Source organism: Polaromonas sp. P1_E3 (genome assembly GCF_056405935.1).
Map to the genome: position 1 here is coordinate 1 of NZ_JBFUBD010000012.1, position 21,323 is coordinate 21,323.

The window sequence follows — 21,323 nt, forward strand, 5'->3', positions numbered from 1 at the left end:
CTTTTAACGCCCTGAGTAGCGTGGGGAGCGCCAGGCTGGCATGTGTGGGCGCGATTTTCTCGGACATCGGCGGCAAGGGCACATAACGGTCTTGCGGCGACAGCGGCGGCGCCATCGAAGGCCGGAGCTTGGCGATGATGATCACGTAAAGGATGTACAGTCCTGCCAGCATCAGGCCAGGGAAGAATGCACCGGCATACAGCTGCACGACGGAAACGCCTGCGGTTGCGCCATAGACGATCAGCAGCACCGAAGGCGGGATCAGGATGCCCAGGCAACCGCCGGCCGTGATGGCGCCGGCCGACATCTGCACGCTGTAACCCGCGCGCAGCATGGCCGGCAGAGCCAGCAGACCCATCAGTGTCACGACGGCGCCCACGATGCCGGTCGCCGTCGCGAAGATGGCACAGGTCACCAACGTGGCCACGGCCAGCGCTCCGGGCAAGCGCGACATCGCAAGGTGCAGGCTGCGGAACAGCTTTTCGATCAGGTTGGCACGCTCCACAAGATAGCCCATGAAGACGAACAGCGGAATCGAGATGAGCACGTCGTTGCTCATGGTCTTGAACGCGGCCTGCACCATCAGGTCCAGTGTGTGTGTGGTGTTGCGCTCGTAGGCCAGCCACGTGAAGATCATGCCCATTCCCATCAGCGTGAAGGCGGTGGGAAATCCCAGCATGATGGCCACGACCACCAGCGAAAGCATCAGCAGGCCAATGTGCCCGCGCTCGATGACCGGCACGGCGAAGAGCATGTAAATGGCGGCCACAACGATCAGCGCCATCAGGCTGAAGCCGAACCAGAGTTCCTTGCGGATTTTCATTGGGGGGCTCCTTCTCTGGCGACGTACTTGTCGAGCGCCTGGATGTCTTCATCCCTGACGTTGACCATCGCCTTGAGTTTGTCCACGTCCACTTCCTCGACGTCCTCCCCCCGGGAAGGCCAGAAGCCCTGGCGGATGCAGATCACGCAGCGGGCGATTTCCACCAGCCCCTGCATCAGCAGGATGAGGCCGGCGAAAGGAATGAAGAACTTGAAGGGATACAGCGGAATCGGATCCGCATTGAAAGTCTGCTCGCGGATGGCCAGCGAATCGGTGAAGTAATTCCAGCCGGCCCAGGTCAGCGCGACCACGCCCGGCAGGAAAAACAGGATGTACAAGGCCAGGTCCACCGAAGCCTGTGTGCGTGGGCGGAAAAATCCGTAGAGCACATCGCCACGCACGTGGCCATTCTTGGACAGTGTGTAGCCGCCGGCCATCATGAACAGGATGCCGTACATCATGATCTGTGCGTCCAGCATCCAGCCGTGCGGTTTTCCCAGCACATAGCGCGAGAAGACTTCCCAGGAAATGGCCAGCGTCAGCACGACGATCGACCAGGCGAACAACTGCCCTATCCAGGTGGACAGCCGGTCTACCGCCAGCAAGAGTTTTTGCATGTTATGTATCCCCAAATCCAAAGAAAAGGGCGGCCGTCCCGTTCAGGCAGCCGCCCCAGCCCGTCAAGCCGCCATCAGGCTTTCTTGGCGCCCTTGCCGAAGTAGCGGTCGTACGCCATGCGGAAGTTGGTGTTGTAGTCGTTGTCCCAGGCGACAGCGCGTTCCGCGAAAGCGCGCTGCGAATCCAGCACCTTCTTGAACAGCGGGTTTTCGCCGGCCTTCTTGCCGATGACCTTGTCCCACGCATCCAGTTGGGCCTTCAGGATGGCGTCCGGCGTCTTGTAGAAGTTGACCTTCGCTTTCTTCAGTTCAACATAGTCGCTGGAATTGCGGTCGATCGCCTTCCAGCTCATGTCGGCGCTGGCGGCCTGCACACCGTAGGTGATGATGGACTTGAGTTCGGCCGGCAGGGCGTTGTACTTGGTCTTGTTGAACAGGATCTCGAACTGTTCGCCCGACTGGTGGAAGCTCTGAAGCATGCAGTTTTTGGCCACGTCAGGAAAGCCCAGCACGCGGTCGGAGGAGGCATTGTTGAACTCGGCCGCATCGATCAGGCCCCGGTCAAGCGCGGGGACGATTTCGCCACCCGGCAACGGATTGACGGCGGCGCCCAGCTCGTTAAATACATCGACGGCCAGACCGACCGTACGGTACTTGAGGCCCTTTAGCTGCGCAACGCCGGCGATCGGCTTCTTGAACCAGCCCAGCGGCTGCACCTGCATTGGGCCGTACAGGAAGGAAACGACGTCCATGTTGATGGACTTGTAGATTTCTTCCAGCAGGGCTTTGCCGCCGCCGTACTCATGCCAGGACAGCACCATGTTGGCGTTCATGCCGTAAGCCGGGCCCGAACCCCACAGGGCCAGCGCCGAATTCTTGCCATAGTGGTAGGCCACCACACCATGGCCGCCGTCCAGCGTACCTTTGTTCACGGCTTCGAGCAACTGGAACGCCGGCACCACGGCGCCCGAAGGCAGCACTTCAATTTTCAGGCGGCCGCCGGCCATGTCATTGACCTTCTTCGCGAAGTCGTTGGCGTATTCATGGAAGATGTCCTTTGCCGGCCAGGTGCTCTGAAAACGAAAGGACGTTGTCTGCGCCATGGCAACCATGGGGGCGGACAGGGCGCCGGCTGCAACCGCAGCACCTTTTAGAAGGCCGCGCCTGCGGGGGCTTTTGCTCTCGGTCATGACTGTCTCCTTTGTTTGAAAAAGATAAGAACACTCATCATTCCGCCTTGCCCAAAGCTTACAAAGAGGGTTTCCACCAACGCCAAAGGTTCATTAGCTCTTCTCAGGGTGAAACTGTTTTGCGCCGTGTTCAGGAATCCGCTTTCGTGGAATCAGGCGACTTTGAACTTTTTCAGCGCGGGATCGCCCGGTGGAAACCGCAGCTTCAGCGCCAGAAGCCTGGCCCGGACAAGGGTTGCAATCATCAAATTGCGGTGCGTCTTGGAGTCGGAGGGCACGACGGTCCAGGGTGCCCAAGGCGTGCTCGTAGCGCGAAGCAACTCGGCGTAGGCCTTCTGGTACTGCGGCCACTGCTTGCGAACCTCCAGATCGCCCTCACTGAATTTCCAGTGTTTGGCGGGATCGTCCAGCCGCTCCTGCAGCCGCTGCCGCTGCTCGTCAGAACTGATGTGCAGCATGAACTTGAGGATCACGGTGCCGGTTTCCGACAGCATGCGTTCAAAGTCATTGATCTGCCGGAATCGCTGTGCCGTTTGTGCGGCTGTGATCCATCCGTTGACAGGCGGCACCAGCACGTCTTCGTAGTGGCTGCGGTTGAAAATCACGACTTCCCCCGTGCCAGGCATCTGCTGGTGGATTCGCCACAGATAGTCATGCGCACGTTCGTCTTCCGTCGGTGCCTTCCAGCTGACGGTTCGTACCCCCAGTGGGCTGATCCGTCCGAAAACGCCGCGCATTGTTCCGTCCTTGCCGGATGTGTCGGTGCCCTGGAGAACCACGAGGAGCTTGTAGCGCTTGTCCGCGTAAAAAAGGTTTTGCAGTTCGTCGATATCTGCCGCCAGCGCTTCGACCGCCGCTTTGTCGCGCGCCTTGTCTCCTGTTGAAAACGGTTTGGCGGCCGGGTCGAGGCTGGCGAGAGAAAATTTCCCGGGCCTGGTCGGTGACGGTTGCCAGGCGGCTGCAGCTTTGGCAAGAATCTTGGCGCGTGCCTTGCCAGGCGGTTTTATTTGTAAAGGTGTGTCGGCATTGCGGGGCATCCCGGTCTCCTGCAGTTCATTGATAGGTGATTGTGCATGCCTGGCCATGCGCGAAGGCCTCTGCTGCCTATGGCCTCACCCGCGTGCGGGGCGCCTCCGGGGGATAAACTTGATCTGCGCACTCCGGGTCTGCCATGCATGCGGGGGGCCTGAGATCGCTGTTGATCAATACCTGAACCGGGAGTCTCACCATGAAAAAAAACACCTCTCCAAACACTTCAGCACCGGCGGGTGTCCAGCCTGCTTCGGGTTATGCCGGCGACGTTTCTGCACCACTGGCTTTTGAATGGATGCAGTCAGGCGAGGCAGTGCTGGTGGATGTCCGCACCGACGCTGAACGTGAGTGGGTAGGTTACGTGCCCGGCGCAATACCCCTTGCGTGGAAGCAATGGCCAGGCATGGCGATCAATGCGGGGTTTGACGAAGGTCTGAAGGCTGCAGTGCCTGCCGGCAAGAAGGCCGTACTGTTGTGCCGCAGCGGCGTGCGCTCGGTCGCGGCGGCCAAACGTGCTACCGAGCTGGGCGTCGAGGCTTACAACATCCTCGAAGGTTTCGAAGGCGATGCTGACGAGCAGGGGCAGCGCGGCCGCAAGGGGGGATGGCGTTTTCGGGGATTACCCTGGAAGCAGGGTTGAGATGACGGCAACCCGCGTTTGGCCCGTCGCATCTACTTTTGGTAACTTGAATTTGTAAGCAAATGGCGGTTGGACTTCATCAAAATGAGGTGAATAGTTCACACCATGAGGTCGCGAATTTGGTGTATTGATGTACCCCCTGTTAATTCTGACAGGGGGTGAGAAGTATCAATTTGTTTGAGCGCTTTCAATGGGGTTCCCCTTTTTAAACGGAGCCCCCTCATGCAAGTACTCGAACGCAAACTTTCTCCTGATACTGCGTATTTTCCCAACCCCGCCCTGGGGACACGGCTGTGCCAGCGCATCTCCCGGGACTTCACGCCGCGCTGGAACCAGCAGTGGGGCGGGAAGTTCATGCTCCACGGCAAAACGCCCGACTCCAACGCCATCCGTCTGGACGGGAACGATTACCTCAGCGTAACGGGTCATCCGCACATTGTCCGTGCCCAGGTGGAAGCCTTGCGCAAGGAACAAGAGTTTGTCGTGCAGTCCGGGGTTTTTCACCTGAACCAGCATCCCACGCATGCGCTGGAGCTGGCTCTGGCCTCCTGGGTCGGCAAGGACGACGGGTTCATTTGCCAATCCGGCTACGCCGCCAATGTCGGCCTGCTGCAGGCGATTGCCGATGCCGAGACGCCCGTGTACCTCGATACGCTGGCCCATGCATCGCTTTGGGAAGGGGCCCATGCAGCGCGCGCTCCAGCCTTTGCCTTTCGCCACAACGATCCGGTTCACCTCGCCAGGATGATCGCCAAAAACGGACCAGGCATCGTGGTCGTTGATTCCGTCTATAGCACCACGGGCGCCATCTGCCCTTTGGGCGAAATTGTCGATGTGGCCGAGCAGCACGGCTGCATGATCCTGGTGGACGAATCACATTCATTGGGCACCCACGGCCCCGAAGGGGCCGGGCTGTGCGCCGAGTTGGGTCTCACCAGCCGCGTGCACTTCATCACCGCGAGCCTGGCCAAGGCTTTCGCGGGCAGGGCCGGGTTTTTTACCGCGCCGGCGCACATGCGTTATTACATCCTCTGTTCAAGTTTTCCCAACATTTTCAGCTCCAGCCTGTTGCCGCATGAGATCGCCGGCCTTGCGGCCACGCTGGAGGTGATCCGCGACAGCGACGACGCACGCATGCGGCTTCATGCCCACACGCGCCGGCTGCGGTCTGCCTTGACCGAGTTGGGCTATCCCATCCATCAGGGGAGCCAGCAGATCATCGCGCTGGAGGTCGGGCTGGAGTGCGACACCATGGTGCTTCGGGACCGGCTGGAGGAGCGCAACGTGTTTTCGTCGATGTTCTGCGCGCCTGCCACCAGCAGCAAGCGCGCCATGATGCGCTTGACCCTCAACGCCGGCCTGATGGACTCGGAACTGGACCACGTGGAGGCGGTCGCACGCGAGATTGCGCCTATCGTGAAACCGTGGGACTGGCCGATTGCCCGGCGCGCGCGGGCCGGCCAGGAGGCTTGATGCTGCCGTCAGTCCTGCAGGTGCCTTTCACCCGAGGTGGCAATAAATCGCTCGTGGCTGCTCATGAAGCCGGGGTTAAAAGGCTCGCCGACGGTAAAAAGCGCCGCATGGAGCGCGGCTGGCCCGGACGCAATGGCGAATGCCTGGCGCGGCTGGGGCTTGTGGCCGGCGCCCAGCGCCAGCTGCAGTTCCAGGTCGATGAGTTTCCTGCCTGCCGCCACGTCCTGTACGGTCGCGGCATCCCAACCTTGCGATGCCGCCATTTCGGCAAGCTCTGGCAGGTTCCCGGCAGGTTCCAGCTGCAGCCAGCTGACGCTGCCTTTACGGTCAAGGGCCAGCACGCCAAAGGGCGCACCGATCACCACATGCTCGATCCAGCCTTGCCGCAGTGCCAGGTTTTCCAGTTCCTGCGCGACGGATGGGTCGCACAACAGCGTATGCTGCGCGCGGGACAGCGTCGCCCGCCAGGTCTGCTGGTGTCGGGGGTCGGGCTGCCGCAGCAGCGCTTGCACGGCGTCAGTCAGGCGCAGCCGGATTTCCGGGGATTGCTTGGGTATGAATTGCTCGATCAGGCCGCGGTTGAAGGCCGAGACAGCGAGTTGCTCGTCGGCCCGGCCAGTCAGCAAAACCCGCGAGCCCGACCAGCCGGTGAGCTCGCTCAACACCCGCAGCCCGCTCATGGCCGGCATGGAATAGTCGACCACACAGACCTGGGTCAGCGCAAAGCGCGTCGCGCCGTCTTCACGCCAGTATTGAAGCAGTTGCGGGATCAGGGCCGCTCCCTCGCGCCAGCGGTTGATGATCTCCTGCTGGCGCCAGGCATCCGCCTCCCAGCGCGCAGGCTCCTGCAGCAGCAGGTCTATGCATGCAACCGGGCGCAGGAACAGGCGCACATACCAATCCAGCGGCATGACTTCCGCGAGCATTTCGAGGTAATCGGGGTCGTCATCCAGGAAAACCACGCCTCCGGGACGGCGGTAGAGTGCAAAGGACATGTTGTCAGTCTAGCGCGGGTTGTCAAAAGCAGTCATGAGCAAGGCTATCAGGCCGCAATCGGCAGCTCAATGGTAAATGCGGCTCCCACGGCAAACTCCGATTTCACATGAATGGTGCCACCTGCGCTTTGTACCACTTGCTGGCAAAAGGCCAGGCCCAGGCCGTGTCCCGTGCCACGGTTGCTCGAGAAGAACGGCTTGAAAATTTGCGGCACCAGGGCGGCGTCTATTCCCATGCCCTCATCGGCAACCATAATGCGGCCACGAGCCTGTGCCCGGCCAACCTCGATGCGCAGCGCGCCGTGCGGGTATTTCGAGTCGGCCGCCATCAGGGAATGCAGTGCGTTCTTGATCAGGTTGTCGAGCACCTGGGAAAACTGCGTGGCGGAAGAACGGAAGGTGAAATCTTCATGAACAAGCACCCGTACGCATTCGCGCTGGCGGCTCGACTGGTAGGGATACGCTGCCACGACATCCTGGACCAATCTGCCTGCCATGACCTGTTCGGTATGACGGGGCAGTTGCAGCAGCTTGGCATTTGCGATTTGCGTGTCGATCTGGTGGTTCATGTTCCGGACCAGCGCATGAAGGCGCAGTGCCAGTTTGTCCAGCTGCAATGCCCGTGGGTTGTCGGGCTGACGTTGCACTTCGAGCTGGATGGCATCGCCCAGCAGGGCCGCTGTCGACAGCGGCGTGCGCAGTTCATGCGCCATGATGCCGATGGTGGTGAGCGTGCTGGAAAGCTGTTCACGCCGCAGGTTGGCCGAAGAAAGGTTGAGCACCAGCGCGATCGACCAGGCAAATGCAAAAACCACCGCGTGTACGGTGCGCTGCTCTTCGGACAGCGCGGGAACCGCCGGCCCCACATACAGGAACATGATCCAGGCCAGCGCCCCCCCGGTGATGGTGCCCAGGGTGGCCAGGCGCCAGTCGGTGACGTGGTAGTAAATCAGCACCATGGCAGCCAGGGTGGCCAGCCACACGGTATTGCCGCCGTTGCACAGGTACATCCAGCTGAAAAGGACCGGCAGTTCGAGCCAGAACACCACGCCAAACACCCTCTGCGCCAACCGGCTTGCGGGATCGTGGTTGACGCGTTTGGTCATCAGGCTGTAGCCCAGCACGCTGGCCACGACGCGCAACGGCAGGTTTTCATAGGGTTGCGGCAGCCAGACCGACCAGATCCAGGCAAACAATGCGTTGCCCGAAAAAAAAGAAAGGCCCAGCCACCACAGGCGCCGCGGCGATGGATGCAAAATGGGCTCCAGGGGCGCAAGGATCAATTCCTCGCGCAGCCACTGAAGCAGGGGGCGCCGCGCAAGCCACGCGTGAAAGCGGGCGCTCCTCACTTTAAGAACTTCTCCAGCACAACCGGGAACTTGACTGATGATGCATATGACATTTGACTGTATTGTCCTGGTTCTTCTTTCGTCAAGCTAATGCTGCTACCTGCCAACTTTGACAGCGTCAGCCTGGACGGCGTCATCAGCGACTGGCTGTGCGCCCTGCGCGAGTTTTCTGTCGAGGCGCTCATGGTGCTCGGCCCTGATCCGTTCGGAGGGCAGGAAGACCGCCTGGTGCTGGCCATCCATCCGCCGCGCCTGCTCGAGGCCGCCGAGGCGCTGGCCGAAAGCCGGGACTTCGGCGCCCCCTGGCGGGATTCCGATGCGCCCCTGGTGGCCTGGCAGGATATTTCAAAGTCCGCGTTCGAAAACCTGAGCCGCTGGCGCCGGCTGTGGCTGGCCCACGGTTACCAGAGTGTGGTGCGGATTGCCTTTCCATTGACTGTGGGGCGGGCCTTTGAATGCTACCTCTTCAGCCCGCGCCAGTGGCATGACCGCAGCGAGGCCGCTTTGCTGGCCTGGTCCGCCCTCAACATCTGGCCGCTGCTCAAGCGTGCGCTGGCCGAAGCGCGCAGCCCGCTGAGCCCGCGCGAACTCGAATGCCTGAGCCTGGCCTTCCAGGGGATGACGGCACGCGAAACCGGCGAGTTGCTGGCCTGCAGCGAACGCACGGTGAACTTTCACCTCTCCAATGCCATGACCAAGCTCAAAGTCGACAACAAGCTGGCCGCCATCCAGCGTGCGTGCTGGTTCGGGCTGATCTGAGCGCTCCTTGCCGTGTCTACTGGAAAACCTGTAGGCCTGCGCGTGCAGGTGCGCGTCAAACCTGTTCATAATCCGCCAAATGACCTTTCTAGCGCTTGACGTGGGTAACACCCGCCTGAAATGGGCCCAGTACGAGTCCCCTGTGCCCGGGGCCAAGTTGCTGGCGCAGGGCGCGGTGTTTCTGGAAAACATCGACAAGCTGGCCGAAGAAGAGTGGGGCGGCATGCAGCCGCCTTCGCGCATCCTCGGCTGCATCGTCGCCGGCGACGCCATCAAGCGGCGCGTGGCTGAACAGATGGAGCTCTGGGACGTAGCGCCGCACTGGGTGGTTTCCAGCCCGCAGGAGGCCGGCGTCACCAACGGCTATGACCACCCGGCAAGGCTTGGCGCAGACCGATGGGTGGCCATCATCGGTGCGCGTCACCGGCTGCTGGCGCGCGGCATCAACAAGCCTTGCGTGGTCGTCATGGTGGGGACTGCCGTCACGGTCGAGGCGATCGACGCTTCCGGAAAATTCCTGGGCGGCTTCATTCTTCCAGGCCACGGCATCATGCTGCGCGCGCTCGAGTCCGGCACGGCGGGCCTGCACGTGCCCACCGGCGAGGTGCGTGACTTTCCCACCAATACCAGCGATGCGCTGACCAGCGGCGGCACTTTCGCCATTGCCGGTGCGATACACCGCATGGTGGAAAACGTCGCCCGCCACTGCGGTGAGACACCTGAATGCATCATGACCGGCGGCGCCGGCTGGAAGATGGCGCCCAGCATGTCTGTGAAGTTTGAGCTGGTGGACAGCCTGATTTTTGATGGCCTGCTGGCGATTGCGTCGCGTCGCTTTGCGGCATGACATCTACGGCCTCAGATCTTTAAGAATTTTCGGCCTCTAGCCAATGTGGTGCCTTGGCCGACAGCTATCAATTTCATAGCGGTATGGCATGAACGCCTTGGCCCCTTCAAGCGGGGGCCGCGGTCCGGCTTCGCCGGCCGCAAGGCGCCTGTCCCCTGCAAGGGGAGAGGAAGCTACACGAAGTGAGCTTCAACAGGGGTGTGTTATTCACTCTCCCCAGGGGAGCATCAGCGTCACGATGGACAGCTTGGCGAATTCCGGCACGAACTCGTCGATGATGCGCTGCGGTTCCGGGCACAGCGTGCTGTCGGTGATCACGCCAAACTGCACGCCGCCGCCATAGCTCAGGATGGACACGCCCAGGCCCACATCGCCCGACTGCGGCACCCAGAACAGGCTTTGCTCCAGCGTGGATCCGCAAAACTTGAGCTTTTCGCGCGGGCCCGGCACGTTGGTCATGACCGCCGTGGTCTTCTTGGCGAAGAGGTTGAGCATCACGTCCTGCGCGGGCTTGATCAACAAGCCCGCCACTGCCAGCAGGCTGAAGGCCAGCAGCGGCTGGTAGCTGCCCTTGAGCGCGGCCATGCGCCGGCGCACTTCGTACACGCGCTCGATGGGGTTGTCTACGCCAATGGGCAGCACCAGCGGCACCAGGCCGAAGCGGTTGCCCAGCTTGTGCGCCTGGTCCATGGGGCGCAGGTTGACCGGCACCATGGCGCGAATTTCCTGACCCGCCACATCGTCGCCGAATGATTTCAAATACTCACCCAATGCCCCGGCCACGCAGCTGAGCAACACGTCGTTGATCGAGCAGTTGAGTGCCTTGCCAACCGCCTTGACCTCGTCCAGCGGAATCGGCTGGCACCAGGCTACTTTTTTGGCGCCGCCGGGCTTGCCCTTGAGGCGGGTTTTCGAGTCGTCGGGCATCAGGGCCAACGCGGCGCCATCCTTGAGCACCTGCATCAGCACCCTGGCCATGTCCATGGAGCCATGCATGCCGTCTTCCACGCCTTTTTTGGGATCCCCGAGCATGCCCAGCGAACGCGCTGCGCCTTCGCCCACGGCGCCCAGTGCCTTGACGGTGATGTCGGTAAAAGGCTTGAGCAGGGTGTCGGCGATCCAGTCTTCCGTCCCGGCAGCCGCGGCCGCCTTTTTGCGCCGCTCCGGCGGCGGCGTGCCGCCGTCGACCAGCGACATGGTCACCGAGATCAGGGCAATGCCGTCCGCGATGCAATGGTGGATGCGCACGATCATGGCGCTTCCCTTGACGCCGTCGGGCCCGGTGTAATCCTCGATCAAATGGATTTGCCACAGCGGACGTTTTGGGTCCAGCCGCTGGGTGGCCAGCACGGCCACACGGTCCTGCAGGGCCTGTTCCTGGTTCGCCGATTTGGGCAACTTCTCGGGCACGACGTGGTTGGCCAGGTCGAAGTTGCGGTCCATCACCCAGGTCGCGCCGACGGCATCTTCCATCACGCGCTGCTTGAAGCGGTCGTACTTGAGGAGGCTGTTTTCAATGCGTTCGCACACTGCAGCGTGCTTCACACCCGGCGCCAGTTGCCATACGCCCACAATCATCATGAGGTTGGCATCGTTGTCCATGCGCAGCCAGGCCGTGTCGACCTTGCTCATGCGTTCCCCTGAAATGCCCAGGGTTCCCGAGACGGCCCGCTTGACGTTCTTCTGGACGTTTTTTGCCACTTTGCGGCCTGCGGCCTGAGCGGTAACGCGTGTAACCATGAGCACTCCCGATGCGAAACTGATGCGAACTTACCCCGGATGGGGTAAGTTCCCTATTTTGCAAGCAACGGCCTCGCTAAGATACCGGGCAGTTACCCCAAGCCGCCTCATTGGTGACCCACTTCTAAAAACGGAGATTCCACATGTCAGACCTGAAAGCCGCCTTCGACAAAGCCATGGCCGATTCGAAAAACCTCAGCGAGCGACCTGACAACGCCACGCTGCTGAAGATTTACGCGCTCTACAAGCAGGGCAGCATCGGCGACAACGCCGAGAAAAAGCCCGGCTTCGGTGACATGGTCGCCCGCGCCAAGTGGGATGCCTGGAACAACCTCAAGGGCACGTCGCAGGATGATGCGATGCAGCAGTATGTGGATCTGATTGAGTCGCTGAGCTGATTTGCTCTTGGGCAGTTTGTCAACGTAGCGCTCGATCTCTTACCCCACAACACCGCGTTCCCTCAGCGCACTGATCTGCACCTCCGTCAACCCGACCTCACGCAGCACCGCATCAGTATCCTGGCCGAGCGCAGGCGCATTACGCCTCTGGCTGCCAGGGGTGGCTGAGAGCTTGGGCACAAAGCCCGGCACGGCCAGGTCGGTGCCGTCGTCCATGCGCACTTTTTGCAGCATGCCGCGCGCGGCGTAGTGCGGGTCGGCGGCGATGTCGGCCACGGTGTAGATTTTTCCTGCGGGTACTTCGGCGGATTCCAGCGCTGCCAGCACTTCCTCCACCGTCAATCCCGCCGTCCATTGCCCAATTGCGGCGTCAATTTCCTGCACGCGTGCCACGCGGCCGGCGTTGTCTGCCAGGGCTGGATCGGTGGCGAGGTCCTGGCGGTTCATCACCGTCATCAGGCGTTTGAAAATGCTGTCGCCGTTGCCAGCGATCAGGGCGTAACCATCATCCTTACAGCGGTAGGCGTTGCTGGGGGCAATGCCGGGCAGTGCGCTGCCGGCCGGGCCGCGCACTGTGCCGAAAGCGCTGTATTCGGGCAGCAGGCTTTCCATGCAATTGAAGACAGCCTCGTACAGCGCCACATCAACGACCTGACCTTTACCCGAGGCATGGCGGTGCTGCAGCGCCAGCAGGATGCCGATCACGCCGTGCAGCGCGGCCAACGTGTCGCCTATGCTGACGCCAACGCGCACCGGCACGCGGCCGGGCTCGCCGGTCAGGTGGCGCAGGCCGCTCATGGCTTCGGCCACCACGCCAAAACCCGGGCGGTCGCGGTAGGGCCCGGTCTGGCCGTAACCGCTGATGCGCAGCATGATGAGCCGGGGATTGAGGGCCAGCAATTCATCAGGTCCCAGGCCCCAGCCTTCCATCGCGCCGGGGCGGAAGTTTTCAATCAGCACGTCGGCGTCCAGTGCGAGCTTGCGCACGATGTGCTGCGCTTCGGCCTGGCGCAAATCAAGCGCCACCGAGCGCTTGTTGCGCGACTGGACTTGCCACCAGACCGAGGTGCCATCTTTCAGCAGCCGCCATTTGCGCAGCGGATCGCCGCTACGGGGAGCTTCGATCTTGATGACGTCGGCGCCAAAGTCGGCGAGTGTCTTGGCGGCAAATGGCCCGGCAATGAGCTGGCCCAGCTCCACCACTTTCAGGCCGGTCAAGGGACCCGAAGAGGCGGTCATTTCGTCGCAGGCTTCTTTTTCGCGGCAACTTTTTTCGCCGCGGGCTTCCTGGCGATCAGGGTGTCCAGGTTTTTCACGATTTCCTCCTCGATCCGGTCCTTGAACGCGCCGAGCAGAAAACCCAGTTTGGCCTGGAGTTCGAAGCGGTCTTTGGTGACTGCCAGCGTGCCGCTGACACCGGAACGGGTAAAGCTGACCAGGTCTTCGTCCTTGCCCTCTTCGTAAGTGCATTCCATGTCGAACTTTTCTTCGGCCTGCTCGGCCCACTTGAAGGCGATCTTGCGCGCCTCGGCAAGGCCCAGGGTGTGTTCGCGCTGGATCTGGATGTCAGCCATTGGAAGTCTCCGTATTGTTGTGAATTTGAAGCGCCTTGTGCCGCTCGTCCTTGGGTAGGCGGGCCAGCTTTTTCACTGCATCATAAAACCGTTGCCAGTCACGGCCCTCGCGTTCGAACAATGCTTCAAAGCCTGGCACCAGTTCGTCGTACGCGGCCTGTGCCCCAAACGAGGCATTGTTGGCGTTCGCTACCCACAGGTCGTAACCGGCAAAGCCGCCCCATGATGCCTTCAGTCCGGCATAGGCGTCGCGAAAGCGCTGGTATGCTATTATTTTGATAGCTGCTTGCGCTCGTCCTGATTGGTCTGCAGCATCTTTTTGATCATAAATGGCGGCCAGTTCGCGGCGCGTGGCCAGCGCCAGCGCCCGGAACTGCCGGCGCCGGCCGTCGAACACCGCGTAGGCCTTGCGTGCGTCATCGCCCGCCTGCGTGGCCAGCCAGCGCTCGATGCCCAGGCGCTCGACGGCGGTGGCGAATGATTCATTGAACATCGTGTCGCCCGGCGCAAACACCACCTGGTGCGACAGCTCGTGGAAGATCAGCCGCGCCAGTTCGCCTTCCGGGTAGCCGATGAAGGTGTTGAGCAAAGGGTCGCCGCCGGCCCAGTTCATCCAGCCCAGGGTGGAATAGGCGGGCACGCCATAAACGCTGGCTTCCAGGCCTTCGGCCTTGAGCCGCGCCGCTTCGGCGCGCGCGTCAGCCTCGTTGAAGTAACCGCGGTAGCCGACACAGCCCGTGACCGGGAAGCACCAGGTCTTGAGCGTCAGCGAAAACGCCGGCGCCGCTACGACGTTCCACACCACGGCGCTGCGGTGCAGGTCAGCATAGCGGCGGTAGCTGGCGTTGTCCGGCAGTTTCAACTCGGCCACCGCAAAGCTGCGGATGCGCTGCGACAGTTCCAGCCGGCTTTTCAACGAGGTCGATGTCTGCGCATCACCGAGCCAGTCGCTTACCGGCCGGGCCGCGTTCAGCATCTGCATGTGGCCGCTGACAGACTGCCAGTAATAACTGAGGTCAGCGCAACCCGTGAGGCACAGCGCGGCTGCAGCCAGTGCTGCACCGAGGCCGGTCAGTGTCAGGGCGCGGGCTCGGGTCACTGTGCGGCTCAGGCAGGCTCGGCTTCGCGCTGCACCTGCACCAGGCAATCGTAGAAGACGGGGCCGCGGCCCATGTCGGTGAGGTGCTGGCTGGTGAGCTGGTTCACGTTGGTGCCGTCCAGGCCCAGCTTGCGCCACCAGATGCCCAGGCCGTTGACCACGCCGGGGCGTGCCCGCGCGGAGACCTCGGCCTTGACGCGGTATTCACCGCGCTGGTTGAACACCCTGACGACGGCGCCCGTGGTGATACCGCGCGCGGCTGCGTCGTCCGCGTGGATTTCCAGCACCGGTTCGGTTTCGATGTCGCGCAGGCTTTTCACATTGACAAAACTGGAGTTGAGAAAGTTGCGTGCCGGCGGCGAGATCATGGCCAGCGGGAACCGGTCGTCGGTGCCGGACGCTTCATGGTTGGGCACATGGCCGGGCAGTCCGTCGGCGCCTGTCGCCGCCAGCCGTGCGCTGTAGAACTCGCAGCGGCCCGATGGCGTGGGGAAGTTGCCTTCGGCAAACGGCGCGTCGGGCAGCTTGAGGGTGGAAAAACCTTTGTCCTGCAACTGCCGGAAGTCCACCTTGTCGCCATAGGCCGCGCGGCACAGCGACTCGTCGCTCTCGGCAAAGCAGGGGTCGGTAAAACCCATGTGGGCAGCCAGTTCGCGAAAAATCTGCGTATTGGGTTTGGCCTGGCCCATCGGTGCAACGGCGGGGCGGTTCAGCAACGCATCGGTGTGGCCGTAGGACGCATGCACATCCCAGTGCTCCAGCTGTGTGGTGGCCGGCAGGATGTAGTCGGCGTAGTCGGCCGTGTCGGTCTGGAAGTGCTCAAGCACCACAGTGAAGAGGTCTTCGCGCGCAAAGCCCTGAACCACTTTTCCGGATTCCGGTGCCACTGCCACCGGGTTGCTGTTGTAGACGATCAGCGCCTCGATCTTCGGGCCGAACTGCGGCGACGCGGGTTCCAGCAGGGCGTTGCCGATGGTGCTCATGTTGATGGTGCGCGGCTGGCGGCCTCGCAGCAGGTCGGGGCGTTGCAGCGCGGCCTTGTCGACGGGGAACAAGCCCGAGCTGCTGAGAAGCACGCCGCCGGCCCGGTGCCGCCATGCGCCCGTCAGCGCCGGCAGGCAGGCGACGGCGCGCGCCGCGTTGCCTCCGCCGTGCACGCGCTGCATGCCGTAGTTCAGCCGGATCGCAGCGGGTTGCTTGTTGACAAAGCATTCGCCATAGTCGCGGGCCAAGGAGCGAATCTGTTCCACGGGCACACCGCACACCTGTGCTGCGCGTTCAGGCGGCCACTGCAGCGCGCGTTCGCGCAGCCCGCCGTCCGGGCTTTGCCAGCCCAGCGTGTGCTGCGCGATGTAGTCGTGGTCGAGCCAGTCGTGGGTGATCAGTTCATGCATCAGCGCCAGCGCCAGCGCGGCGTCGGTGCCGGGCAGCAAGGCGATGTGCTCATGGCATTTCTCGGCGGTTTCGCTTTTGCGCGGGTCAATGCACACAAGTTTGGCGCCGTCTCTTTTGGCCTGCTGTGCATAACGCCAGAAGTGCAGGTTGCTGCCGATGGAGTTGCTGCCCCAGATGATGATGAGTTTCGATTCGGCAAAAAACTCCACCCGCATGCCGACCTTTCCGCCCAGTGTTTGCGTCAGGCCTTCGCCGCCCGCCGAAGCGCAGATGGTGCGGTCCAGCAACGAGGCCCCCAGCTGGTGAAAGAAGCGGCCCGCCATGCTCTCGCCCTGCACCTGGCCCATGGTGCCGGCATAGCTGTAGGGCACGATGGCTTCAGGGTTGCGTGCGGCGATGGGCTTGAGGCGGGCCGCAATGTCGGCCAGCGCCGCCTCCCAGCTCACGGGCTCGAACTGTCCGCTGCCTTTCGGGCCGCTGCGCTTGAGCGGGCTCAGCAAGCGCTCCGGATGGTAGGTGCGTTCGGTGTAGCGCGAGACCTTGTTGCACAGCACGCCGCCGGTATGCGGGTGGTCCGGGTTGCCCTGCACGCGGGTGGCCACACCGTCTTCCACAGTAGTCAGCAATGAACAGGTGTCGGGGCAGTCGTGCGGACAGGCGCCCAACACCTGCACGGCGCCAGGCTTCAGCCCAGTGTCAGGTTTGGCCTTGGCTATAGGGGAGATGCTGATGGTATTGCTCATGGTTCAACTTTATATTGGCAGCCATACCGGCCCCCGGGGATGAGGAGACAACATGACAACAAAAACAGGAATGCAGTCATTCCGCGCGCTGGCCAGGATCACCATGGTAGCGGCACTGGCCGCCCTGATGGCGCCGGGGGTGTATGCCGAGGACGGCATCAGCAAAACCGCGGTCACGCTAGGCCAATCTTTGGCCATGACCGGACCCGGCAGCACGCTGGCTGTGCCGTTCGCGCAAGGCGCGCGCCTTTACTTCGACCACGTCAATGCCGGCGGCGGCGTCAACGGCCGCAAGATCGAACTGACCACGCTGGATGATGCGGGGAACCCCGAGACCGCAGCGGCCAATACCCGCAAGCTGCTGGACCAGAAGGTGTTTTCGCTGTTCGGCTACTACGGCTCCCCGCAGGTTACGGCCGTCAATCCGTTGCTGAAAGACACCGACATCCTGCTGTTCGCGCCCATGGCCGGCGCCGACGAGCTGCGCGGCTCGCTCTACCCGAATGTCTATTCCGTCCGGCCCGGCTATTCGGAAGAGGCGGCCGTGATCACGCGGCACGCCGAAACGCTGGGCATGCGCAAGCTGGCCATCCTGCACGGCAAGGATGCCGAATCGCTGGCGGCGCTCGACTCGGCCGAGCGCACCATGGGCGGGCTGGGTGCCAACCTGGTCGCCAAGTCGGCCCTGGCCGGCGGCAATGTGGCCACCAGCGTTGACCAGGTGCTGGCGAAAAAACCGGAATCGATCCTCGTGATCAGTGATGCTGCCGGCGCCGCCGGTGCGATACGCGACTTGCGCGCCAAAGGCTTTCGCGGGCCTATCTATGGCTTTTCCACTACCGGCGAAAGCCTGCTGGCCGAGCAACTGGGTGCGGCGGGCGCCGGTGTGGTGGTGGTGCGCGTCACACCCAAATCAGACAACGCCAAGAGCGTGCTGGTCCGTGAGCTGCAGACCGATGCTGCAGCGGCAAAACTCGGCAAACCCAATGTGTACATGCTTGAAGGCTACATTGCTGCCTGGACGTACGTTGAAGCGTTGCGCAAGGCCGGCAAGGACCCCACGCGCGCCAAACTACGCAAGGCACTCGACACCATGCAGGAGCTGAACCTCGGCGGCTTTCGGGTGCATTTTGACGGCGACCGCGTGGGCTCCAAACTGGTGGAACTCAGCCTGATTGATGGCACCGGACGGGTGCGCGAATAGGCGCCAATACGAGGCCAATTCGCGGCAAAAGGTGGCAGTTTCCTGAATTTAGGGCCTAAAACAACGCTGGTGCGGCTTAATTCCGCTCCCAACGGTGATTGATGTCACGGGGTTGCCTTCTATTACCTTACGGGTAAACAAACTGTAAGGTGGGTTGCGAAAATCAGGCCATGACCTCCATAACCACATCTACCCCCACACTCAGCCGCAGAAAATTCTCTGTGGTCGCAGGCGCATCCATGCTTGCCGGCTTCAACCTGGCCCATGCGCAGAACGACAAGATCATCCTGGGCCAGTCGGCGCCTTTCACCGGCCCTGCCGCGCAGCTGGGCATCCAGTTCTACCAGGGTGCGAAGGTGTACTTCGACCAGGTCAACGAACAGGGCGGCGTCAACAAGCGCCTGATTGAGATCCGCAACCTCGACGACGGCTATGAGCCAGCCCGTTGCGCCGAAAACACCCGCAAGCTGATCGACGACGACGTGTTTGCACTGTTTGGCTATATCGGCACGCCCACCAGCATCGTCGCCCTGCCGATGGCCACCAAAGACAAAGTCCCGTTCATCGCGCCGTTTACCGGTGCCATGGCCTTGCGTGACCCCTTCAACAAATACGCTTTTCACGTGCGCGCGTCCTACAACGACGAAACCGGCCTCATCGTCAAACAGCTGACCGCCCTGGGGCTGAAGAAAATCGCCGTGTTCTACCAGAACGACGCTTACGGCAAGGCCGGGCTGGACGGCGTTGTGCTGGCCCTGGGTGCGCAGAACCTCAAGCCCGTGGCACAGGCAACGGTCGAGCGCAACACGGTAGACGTGGCCAAGGCCGTCACCACGCTGGTGGCCGCAGGGCCCGACGCAGTGGTGCAGATCGGCGCTTACAAGGCCTGCGCAGCTTTCATTCGCGAAGCCCGCAAGGCTGGCTACGGCGGCACGTTCTACAACGTGTCGTTTGTCGGCACGCAGGCGCTGGCCGACGAGCTGGGCAAGGACGGCGCGGGTGTGGTGGTATCGCAGGTCATGCCTTCACCCTACAACGGCGCGCGGCCGATTGTGCGCGAGTTTACCGAAGCGGTGAAGGCGGCCGGCAAGGATGCAAAGGTCAATTTCTCCAGCATGGAAGGCTATGTGGCCGCCAGGATCCTGGTGGACGGCCTCAAGCGCGGCGGCGCCAAGATGAGCCGCGAGTCGCTGATTTCCGGCATGGAAGCCATCGGCACCCAGTCGGTGGGCGGGTTCTCCGTATCGTTCTCGCCGACCGACCACGTGGCGTCCCACTTTGTGGAGATGTCGATGCTGACGGGCGACGGCCGAATCAGGACTTGAAGTACTGACTCCCCCCGAAGCGGCCTTGCGGCCGCCCCGCACCGCCGCCTGAGGCGACGGCTCTTCGGAGCCGTCCAAGCCTGCGCAGGCAGGCTTGGAGCCGCGGCTCTCAGCCCCCAAGGAGGCGCCACCTGCGGCCCGGCAAAGCCGGTTCCGCGATGGCCTGCGCAAAAGCCCGCCTCTAGCGAAGCTCGCTGGTGTTCGCCAGGCCTTCCATGAACGCCTCGCATCGCGCGAGCTGCTCCAGGCTCACAAATTCGTCCGGCTGGTGCGCCTGGTTGATGCTGCCGGGGCCGCACACCACGGTGGGAATACCGGCGCTCTTGAAAATGCCCGCTTCGGTGCCGAAGGCGACCAGCGTGGTCTCTTTCGCGCCGGCCAGGCGCTGCGCCAGTTGCGTCACCGTGTCGCCGGCGGAGCCGAGGAAGGCCGGCACTTCACAAATCGTCTCAAAGCTGAAGCCGGCCTCGGGCGCTATCTTTTTCATAGCTGGTTGCGCACGTTCTGTATAGGCTACAAGCTCTTTTTGCATAAGGGTCGCATCCGCCGTGGGCAGGTTGCGGAACTCGTAGCGGAACTCCGCGTCGCGCGGCACCACGTTGTCGGCGATGCCGCCATGGAACTGCCCGACGCTGGCCGTGCTGAAAGGCACGTCGAAGCCTTCATAGCGCGGCTCGTTCGCTTCAAAACCTTCGGCCATGTCGCGCAGCTTGCCGACGACACGCGCCGCCATCTCGATGGCGTTGACCGACTGCGGCGTGAGCGAGGAATGCGCCTCCTTGCCGCGCACACAGCATTTGTAGCGGTACACGCCCTTGTGCGCGGTAGCCGGCACCATGCTGGTCGGCTCGCCAATGATGCAGGCCAGCGGTGCAATGCCCGCGTCTTTCATGTCGGCTATCAGCTCCCGCACGCCCAAGCAGCCGACTTCCTCGTCGTAGCTCAATGCCAGGTGCACCGCAAAAGGCGCCTGGCTGTTCAAAAAATCCCCGGCATGGGCCAGGGCCAGACCGATAAAACCCTTCATGTCACAGCTGCCGCGGCCGTACAGCCTGCCATCGCTGACCGTGGCCGACAACGGGTCCAGCGTCCAGTCCTGGCCGTCCCAGGGCACGGTGTCGGTGTGGCCTGAAAGAATGATGCCGGCCGGCTTGCCGTCGCCCAGCGTGGCAAACAGGTTGGCCTTGGTTTTGCCGGCATTGGTGGTGATGCGGCTGGCCACGCCGAGTTTTTGCAGCTCGTCGCGTACGAAGTGGATCAGCTCGAGGTTGGAGTTATGGCTGACCGTGTTCATGCGCACCAGGGTCTGGATCAACTGCAGGGCGAAGGGTGAGACGGCGGGCAGGGAATGAGTGGCAGCGAGGGTGGATGAAAGTGTGGGGGTGGGTGCGAAAGACATGGCTTCATTTTGGCCGTATTCGGCAATGTCCGTTGCCTGTCCGTCAGTTATGCTTGAAGCCCGCTTCCGGCGGGGTCCCGTGGGGTATTTCCCTTCCCGATGGCATCTTCGTCCTCCTCACCGTTTGAAACAGGCGGCCCTTCGATACGAACCCTGCCTGGGTATTGCCAATTCTCATGAAGATATTGATCGTCAATGACAAGGTCCCCGCGTACATCCGGTTTCACTCGGAAACCGTCAATGCTGTCGACTTGCCGGACGGAACTTTCAGCGTCACGAACAGTTCGTTTCTGGTGCGGAATCTGGCCTACGGTGACCGGGTTAGTGCAAGCGTTAGTGCCGAGTCAGGTCTTGTCTTCGCCAGGCTGGTCGAAGCGGGCGGCTTTTCGTCCTTCAGGGCGTATAGCAAGCATCGCGAGGCTAAAAAGCTGTTGTACGAAGCGTGTCGTGCGACTGATCAGATGGGCGCTGGCAGTAGCCTGTTGAACGATCACCGGCTCGCTTTGGTGACGATTCCTCCAAGCGTCGACTGCCTGAGCGTTGCAGTCGCATTTCGCGAGTCCTTGAAGGAAGTTCCACTGGTATTTACCTGGATGGCGCTACGCCACAAGGCGACTGGAAGCGAAACAAAGGAAGCCGTGTGACGCCCATGCTGCAATGGATAATCGCCTATTCCTGCGAACTGAGAGCCTTTTTGGTTAAGAGCGCGAGTCTTGGGAAG

General features: G+C 62.2%; 20 protein-coding genes. 8 read left to right on the forward strand and 12 right to left on the reverse strand.

The annotated features are described in order from the left end of the window. From AC1D0Z_RS04030 to AC1D0Z_RS04045, 4 genes are all read right to left on the reverse strand, one after another. The coding region (locus AC1D0Z_RS04030) for a TRAP transporter large permease subunit (RefSeq protein WP_477656958.1) at positions 1-823 on the reverse strand (823 nt) is incomplete at its 3' end. After that, positions 820-1,440, reverse strand: coding sequence for a TRAP transporter small permease subunit (locus AC1D0Z_RS04035; protein WP_477656959.1), 621 nt, complete (start codon positions 1,438-1,440; stop codon positions 820-822). The genes AC1D0Z_RS04035 and AC1D0Z_RS04030, both read right to left, overlap by 4 nt. A 74-nt stretch (positions 1,441-1,514) precedes the next feature. Further along, the gene (locus tag AC1D0Z_RS04040) at positions 1,515-2,630 is read right to left on the reverse strand and encodes a TRAP transporter substrate-binding protein (RefSeq protein ID WP_477656960.1); all 1,116 of its coding nucleotides are present in this window, start codon (positions 2,628-2,630) and stop codon (positions 1,515-1,517) included. Between the two features lie 152 nt (positions 2,631-2,782). Beyond that, on the reverse strand, positions 2,783-3,667 hold the full coding sequence (locus tag AC1D0Z_RS04045; RefSeq protein ID WP_477656961.1) for a PPK2 family polyphosphate kinase: 885 nt from the start codon (positions 3,665-3,667) through the stop codon (positions 2,783-2,785). 191 nt (positions 3,668-3,858) lie between these two features. On the opposite strand from AC1D0Z_RS04045, the gene AC1D0Z_RS04050 reads away from it, so the two are divergent. Both AC1D0Z_RS04050 and cqsA read left to right on the forward strand, forming a co-directional pair. Then, positions 3,859-4,302: a rhodanese-like domain-containing protein gene (locus tag AC1D0Z_RS04050; RefSeq protein ID WP_477656962.1), complete on the forward strand. Its 444-nt coding sequence runs from the start codon at positions 3,859-3,861 to the stop codon at positions 4,300-4,302. A gap of 222 nt (positions 4,303-4,524) precedes the next feature. Next, positions 4,525-5,775 (forward strand): alpha-hydroxyketone-type quorum-sensing autoinducer synthase, encoded by a 1,251-nt coding sequence (gene cqsA, locus AC1D0Z_RS04055; protein ID WP_477656963.1) that lies wholly within the window; start codon positions 4,525-4,527, stop codon positions 5,773-5,775. Positions 5,776-5,783: 8 nt separating this feature from the next. Here the strand turns inward: cqsA and AC1D0Z_RS04060 are convergent, their stop codons facing one another. Beyond that, positions 5,784-6,770: a response regulator gene (locus tag AC1D0Z_RS04060; protein WP_477656964.1), complete on the reverse strand. Its 987-nt coding sequence runs from the start codon at positions 6,768-6,770 to the stop codon at positions 5,784-5,786. A 47-nt stretch (positions 6,771-6,817) separates the two neighbouring features. Then, the gene (locus AC1D0Z_RS04065; RefSeq protein ID WP_477656965.1) at positions 6,818-8,119 is read right to left on the reverse strand and encodes a sensor histidine kinase; all 1,302 of its coding nucleotides are present in this window, start codon (positions 8,117-8,119) and stop codon (positions 6,818-6,820) included. A 90-nt stretch (positions 8,120-8,209) separates the two neighbouring features. Here AC1D0Z_RS04065 and AC1D0Z_RS04070 point away from each other — a divergent pair, with 90 nt between their 5' ends. Both AC1D0Z_RS04070 and AC1D0Z_RS04075 read left to right on the forward strand, forming a co-directional pair. Then, positions 8,210-8,878, forward strand: coding sequence for a helix-turn-helix transcriptional regulator (locus AC1D0Z_RS04070; protein ID WP_477656966.1), 669 nt, complete (start codon positions 8,210-8,212; stop codon positions 8,876-8,878). Positions 8,879-8,957: 79 nt separating this feature from the next. Next, positions 8,958-9,725 carry a type III pantothenate kinase gene (locus AC1D0Z_RS04075; protein ID WP_477656967.1) on the forward strand — a complete coding sequence of 256 codons (768 nt, stop codon included), beginning with the start codon at positions 8,958-8,960 and terminating at the stop codon, positions 9,723-9,725. A gap of 207 nt (positions 9,726-9,932) precedes the next feature. Here the strand turns inward: AC1D0Z_RS04075 and AC1D0Z_RS04080 are convergent, their stop codons facing one another. After that, positions 9,933-11,465, reverse strand: a complete 1,533-nt coding sequence (locus AC1D0Z_RS04080; RefSeq protein ID WP_477656968.1) for a wax ester/triacylglycerol synthase family O-acyltransferase — start codon at positions 11,463-11,465, stop codon at positions 9,933-9,935. 143 nt (positions 11,466-11,608) lie between these two features. Here AC1D0Z_RS04080 and AC1D0Z_RS04085 point away from each other — a divergent pair, with 143 nt between their 5' ends. Then, the gene (locus tag AC1D0Z_RS04085; protein WP_477656969.1) at positions 11,609-11,863 is read left to right on the forward strand and encodes an acyl-CoA-binding protein; all 255 of its coding nucleotides are present in this window, start codon (positions 11,609-11,611) and stop codon (positions 11,861-11,863) included. 39 nt (positions 11,864-11,902) lie between these two features. Here the strand turns inward: AC1D0Z_RS04085 and AC1D0Z_RS04090 are convergent, their stop codons facing one another. Genes AC1D0Z_RS04090 through AC1D0Z_RS04105 form a run of 4 tightly spaced genes read right to left on the reverse strand, consistent with a single transcriptional unit; the run spans position 11,903 to position 16,674 of the window. Next, positions 11,903-13,102 carry a CaiB/BaiF CoA transferase family protein gene (locus AC1D0Z_RS04090; RefSeq protein WP_477656970.1) on the reverse strand — a complete coding sequence of 400 codons (1,200 nt, stop codon included), beginning with the start codon at positions 13,100-13,102 and terminating at the stop codon, positions 11,903-11,905. Continuing rightward, on the reverse strand, positions 13,099-13,437 hold the full coding sequence (locus AC1D0Z_RS04095; protein ID WP_477656971.1) for a polyhydroxyalkanoic acid system family protein: 339 nt from the start codon (positions 13,435-13,437) through the stop codon (positions 13,099-13,101). The genes AC1D0Z_RS04090 and AC1D0Z_RS04095 overlap by 4 nt, the downstream gene beginning before the upstream one ends. Continuing rightward, positions 13,430-14,536 carry an aminopeptidase gene (locus AC1D0Z_RS04100; RefSeq protein ID WP_477656972.1) on the reverse strand — a complete coding sequence of 369 codons (1,107 nt, stop codon included), beginning with the start codon at positions 14,534-14,536 and terminating at the stop codon, positions 13,430-13,432. Before AC1D0Z_RS04100 ends, AC1D0Z_RS04095 begins: the two co-directional genes overlap by 8 nt. An 8-nt stretch (positions 14,537-14,544) precedes the next feature. After that, positions 14,545-16,674 (reverse strand): molybdopterin-containing oxidoreductase family protein, encoded by a 2,130-nt coding sequence (locus AC1D0Z_RS04105; RefSeq protein WP_477656973.1) that lies wholly within the window; start codon positions 16,672-16,674, stop codon positions 14,545-14,547. 52 nt (positions 16,675-16,726) lie between these two features. Between AC1D0Z_RS04105 and AC1D0Z_RS04110 the strand changes: the two genes are divergently transcribed. Together AC1D0Z_RS04110 and AC1D0Z_RS04115 are read left to right on the forward strand one after the other, a co-directional pair. Beyond that, positions 16,727-17,878: an ABC transporter substrate-binding protein gene (locus AC1D0Z_RS04110; protein WP_477656974.1), complete on the forward strand. Its 1,152-nt coding sequence runs from the start codon at positions 16,727-16,729 to the stop codon at positions 17,876-17,878. 170 nt (positions 17,879-18,048) lie between these two features. Continuing rightward, a complete protein-coding gene (locus AC1D0Z_RS04115; protein WP_477656975.1) occupies positions 18,049-19,203 on the forward strand; it encodes an ABC transporter substrate-binding protein in 1,155 nt (384 codons plus the stop codon). A 181-nt stretch (positions 19,204-19,384) separates the two neighbouring features. Here the strand turns inward: AC1D0Z_RS04115 and argE are convergent, their stop codons facing one another. Beyond that, complete coding sequence (gene argE, locus AC1D0Z_RS04120) at positions 19,385-20,602, reverse strand: acetylornithine deacetylase (protein ID WP_477656976.1); 1,218 nt, start codon at positions 20,600-20,602, stop codon at positions 19,385-19,387. A 176-nt stretch (positions 20,603-20,778) separates the two neighbouring features. Between argE and AC1D0Z_RS04125 the strand changes: the two genes are divergently transcribed. Further along, positions 20,779-21,246, forward strand: coding sequence for a DUF4265 domain-containing protein (locus AC1D0Z_RS04125; RefSeq protein ID WP_477656977.1), 468 nt, complete (start codon positions 20,779-20,781; stop codon positions 21,244-21,246). Positions 21,247-21,323: the final 77 nt, after the last annotated feature.

Bases quoted from the DNA above. Each gene is read 5' to 3' on its own strand.
- AC1D0Z_RS04035 (WP_477656959.1), bottom strand. From the start codon at position 1,440: ATGCAAAAACTCTTGCTGGCGGTAGACCGGCTGTCCACCTGGATAGGG.
- AC1D0Z_RS04040 (WP_477656960.1), bottom strand. From the start codon at position 2,630: ATGACCGAGAGCAAAAGCCCCCGCAGGCGCGGCCTTCTAAAAGGTGCT.
- AC1D0Z_RS04045 (WP_477656961.1), bottom strand. From the start codon at position 3,667: ATGCCCCGCAATGCCGACACACCTTTACAAATAAAACCGCCTGGCAAG.
- AC1D0Z_RS04050 (WP_477656962.1), top strand. From the start codon at position 3,859: ATGAAAAAAAACACCTCTCCAAACACTTCAGCACCGGCGGGTGTCCAG.
- cqsA (WP_477656963.1), top strand. From the start codon at position 4,525: ATGCAAGTACTCGAACGCAAACTTTCTCCTGATACTGCGTATTTTCCC.
- AC1D0Z_RS04060 (WP_477656964.1), bottom strand. From the start codon at position 6,770: ATGTCCTTTGCACTCTACCGCCGTCCCGGAGGCGTGGTTTTCCTGGAT.
- AC1D0Z_RS04070 (WP_477656966.1), top strand. From the start codon at position 8,210: ATGCTGCTACCTGCCAACTTTGACAGCGTCAGCCTGGACGGCGTCATC.
- AC1D0Z_RS04075 (WP_477656967.1), top strand. From the start codon at position 8,958: ATGACCTTTCTAGCGCTTGACGTGGGTAACACCCGCCTGAAATGGGCC.
- AC1D0Z_RS04080 (WP_477656968.1), bottom strand. From the start codon at position 11,465: ATGGTTACACGCGTTACCGCTCAGGCCGCAGGCCGCAAAGTGGCAAAA.
- AC1D0Z_RS04085 (WP_477656969.1), top strand. From the start codon at position 11,609: ATGTCAGACCTGAAAGCCGCCTTCGACAAAGCCATGGCCGATTCGAAA.
- AC1D0Z_RS04090 (WP_477656970.1), bottom strand. From the start codon at position 13,102: ATGACCGCCTCTTCGGGTCCCTTGACCGGCCTGAAAGTGGTGGAGCTG.
- AC1D0Z_RS04095 (WP_477656971.1), bottom strand. From the start codon at position 13,437: ATGGCTGACATCCAGATCCAGCGCGAACACACCCTGGGCCTTGCCGAG.
- AC1D0Z_RS04105 (WP_477656973.1), bottom strand. From the start codon at position 16,674: ATGAGCAATACCATCAGCATCTCCCCTATAGCCAAGGCCAAACCTGAC.
- AC1D0Z_RS04110 (WP_477656974.1), top strand. From the start codon at position 16,727: ATGACAACAAAAACAGGAATGCAGTCATTCCGCGCGCTGGCCAGGATC.
- AC1D0Z_RS04115 (WP_477656975.1), top strand. From the start codon at position 18,049: ATGACCTCCATAACCACATCTACCCCCACACTCAGCCGCAGAAAATTC.
- argE (WP_477656976.1), bottom strand. From the start codon at position 20,602: ATGTCTTTCGCACCCACCCCCACACTTTCATCCACCCTCGCTGCCACT.
- AC1D0Z_RS04125 (WP_477656977.1), top strand. From the start codon at position 20,779: ATGAAGATATTGATCGTCAATGACAAGGTCCCCGCGTACATCCGGTTT.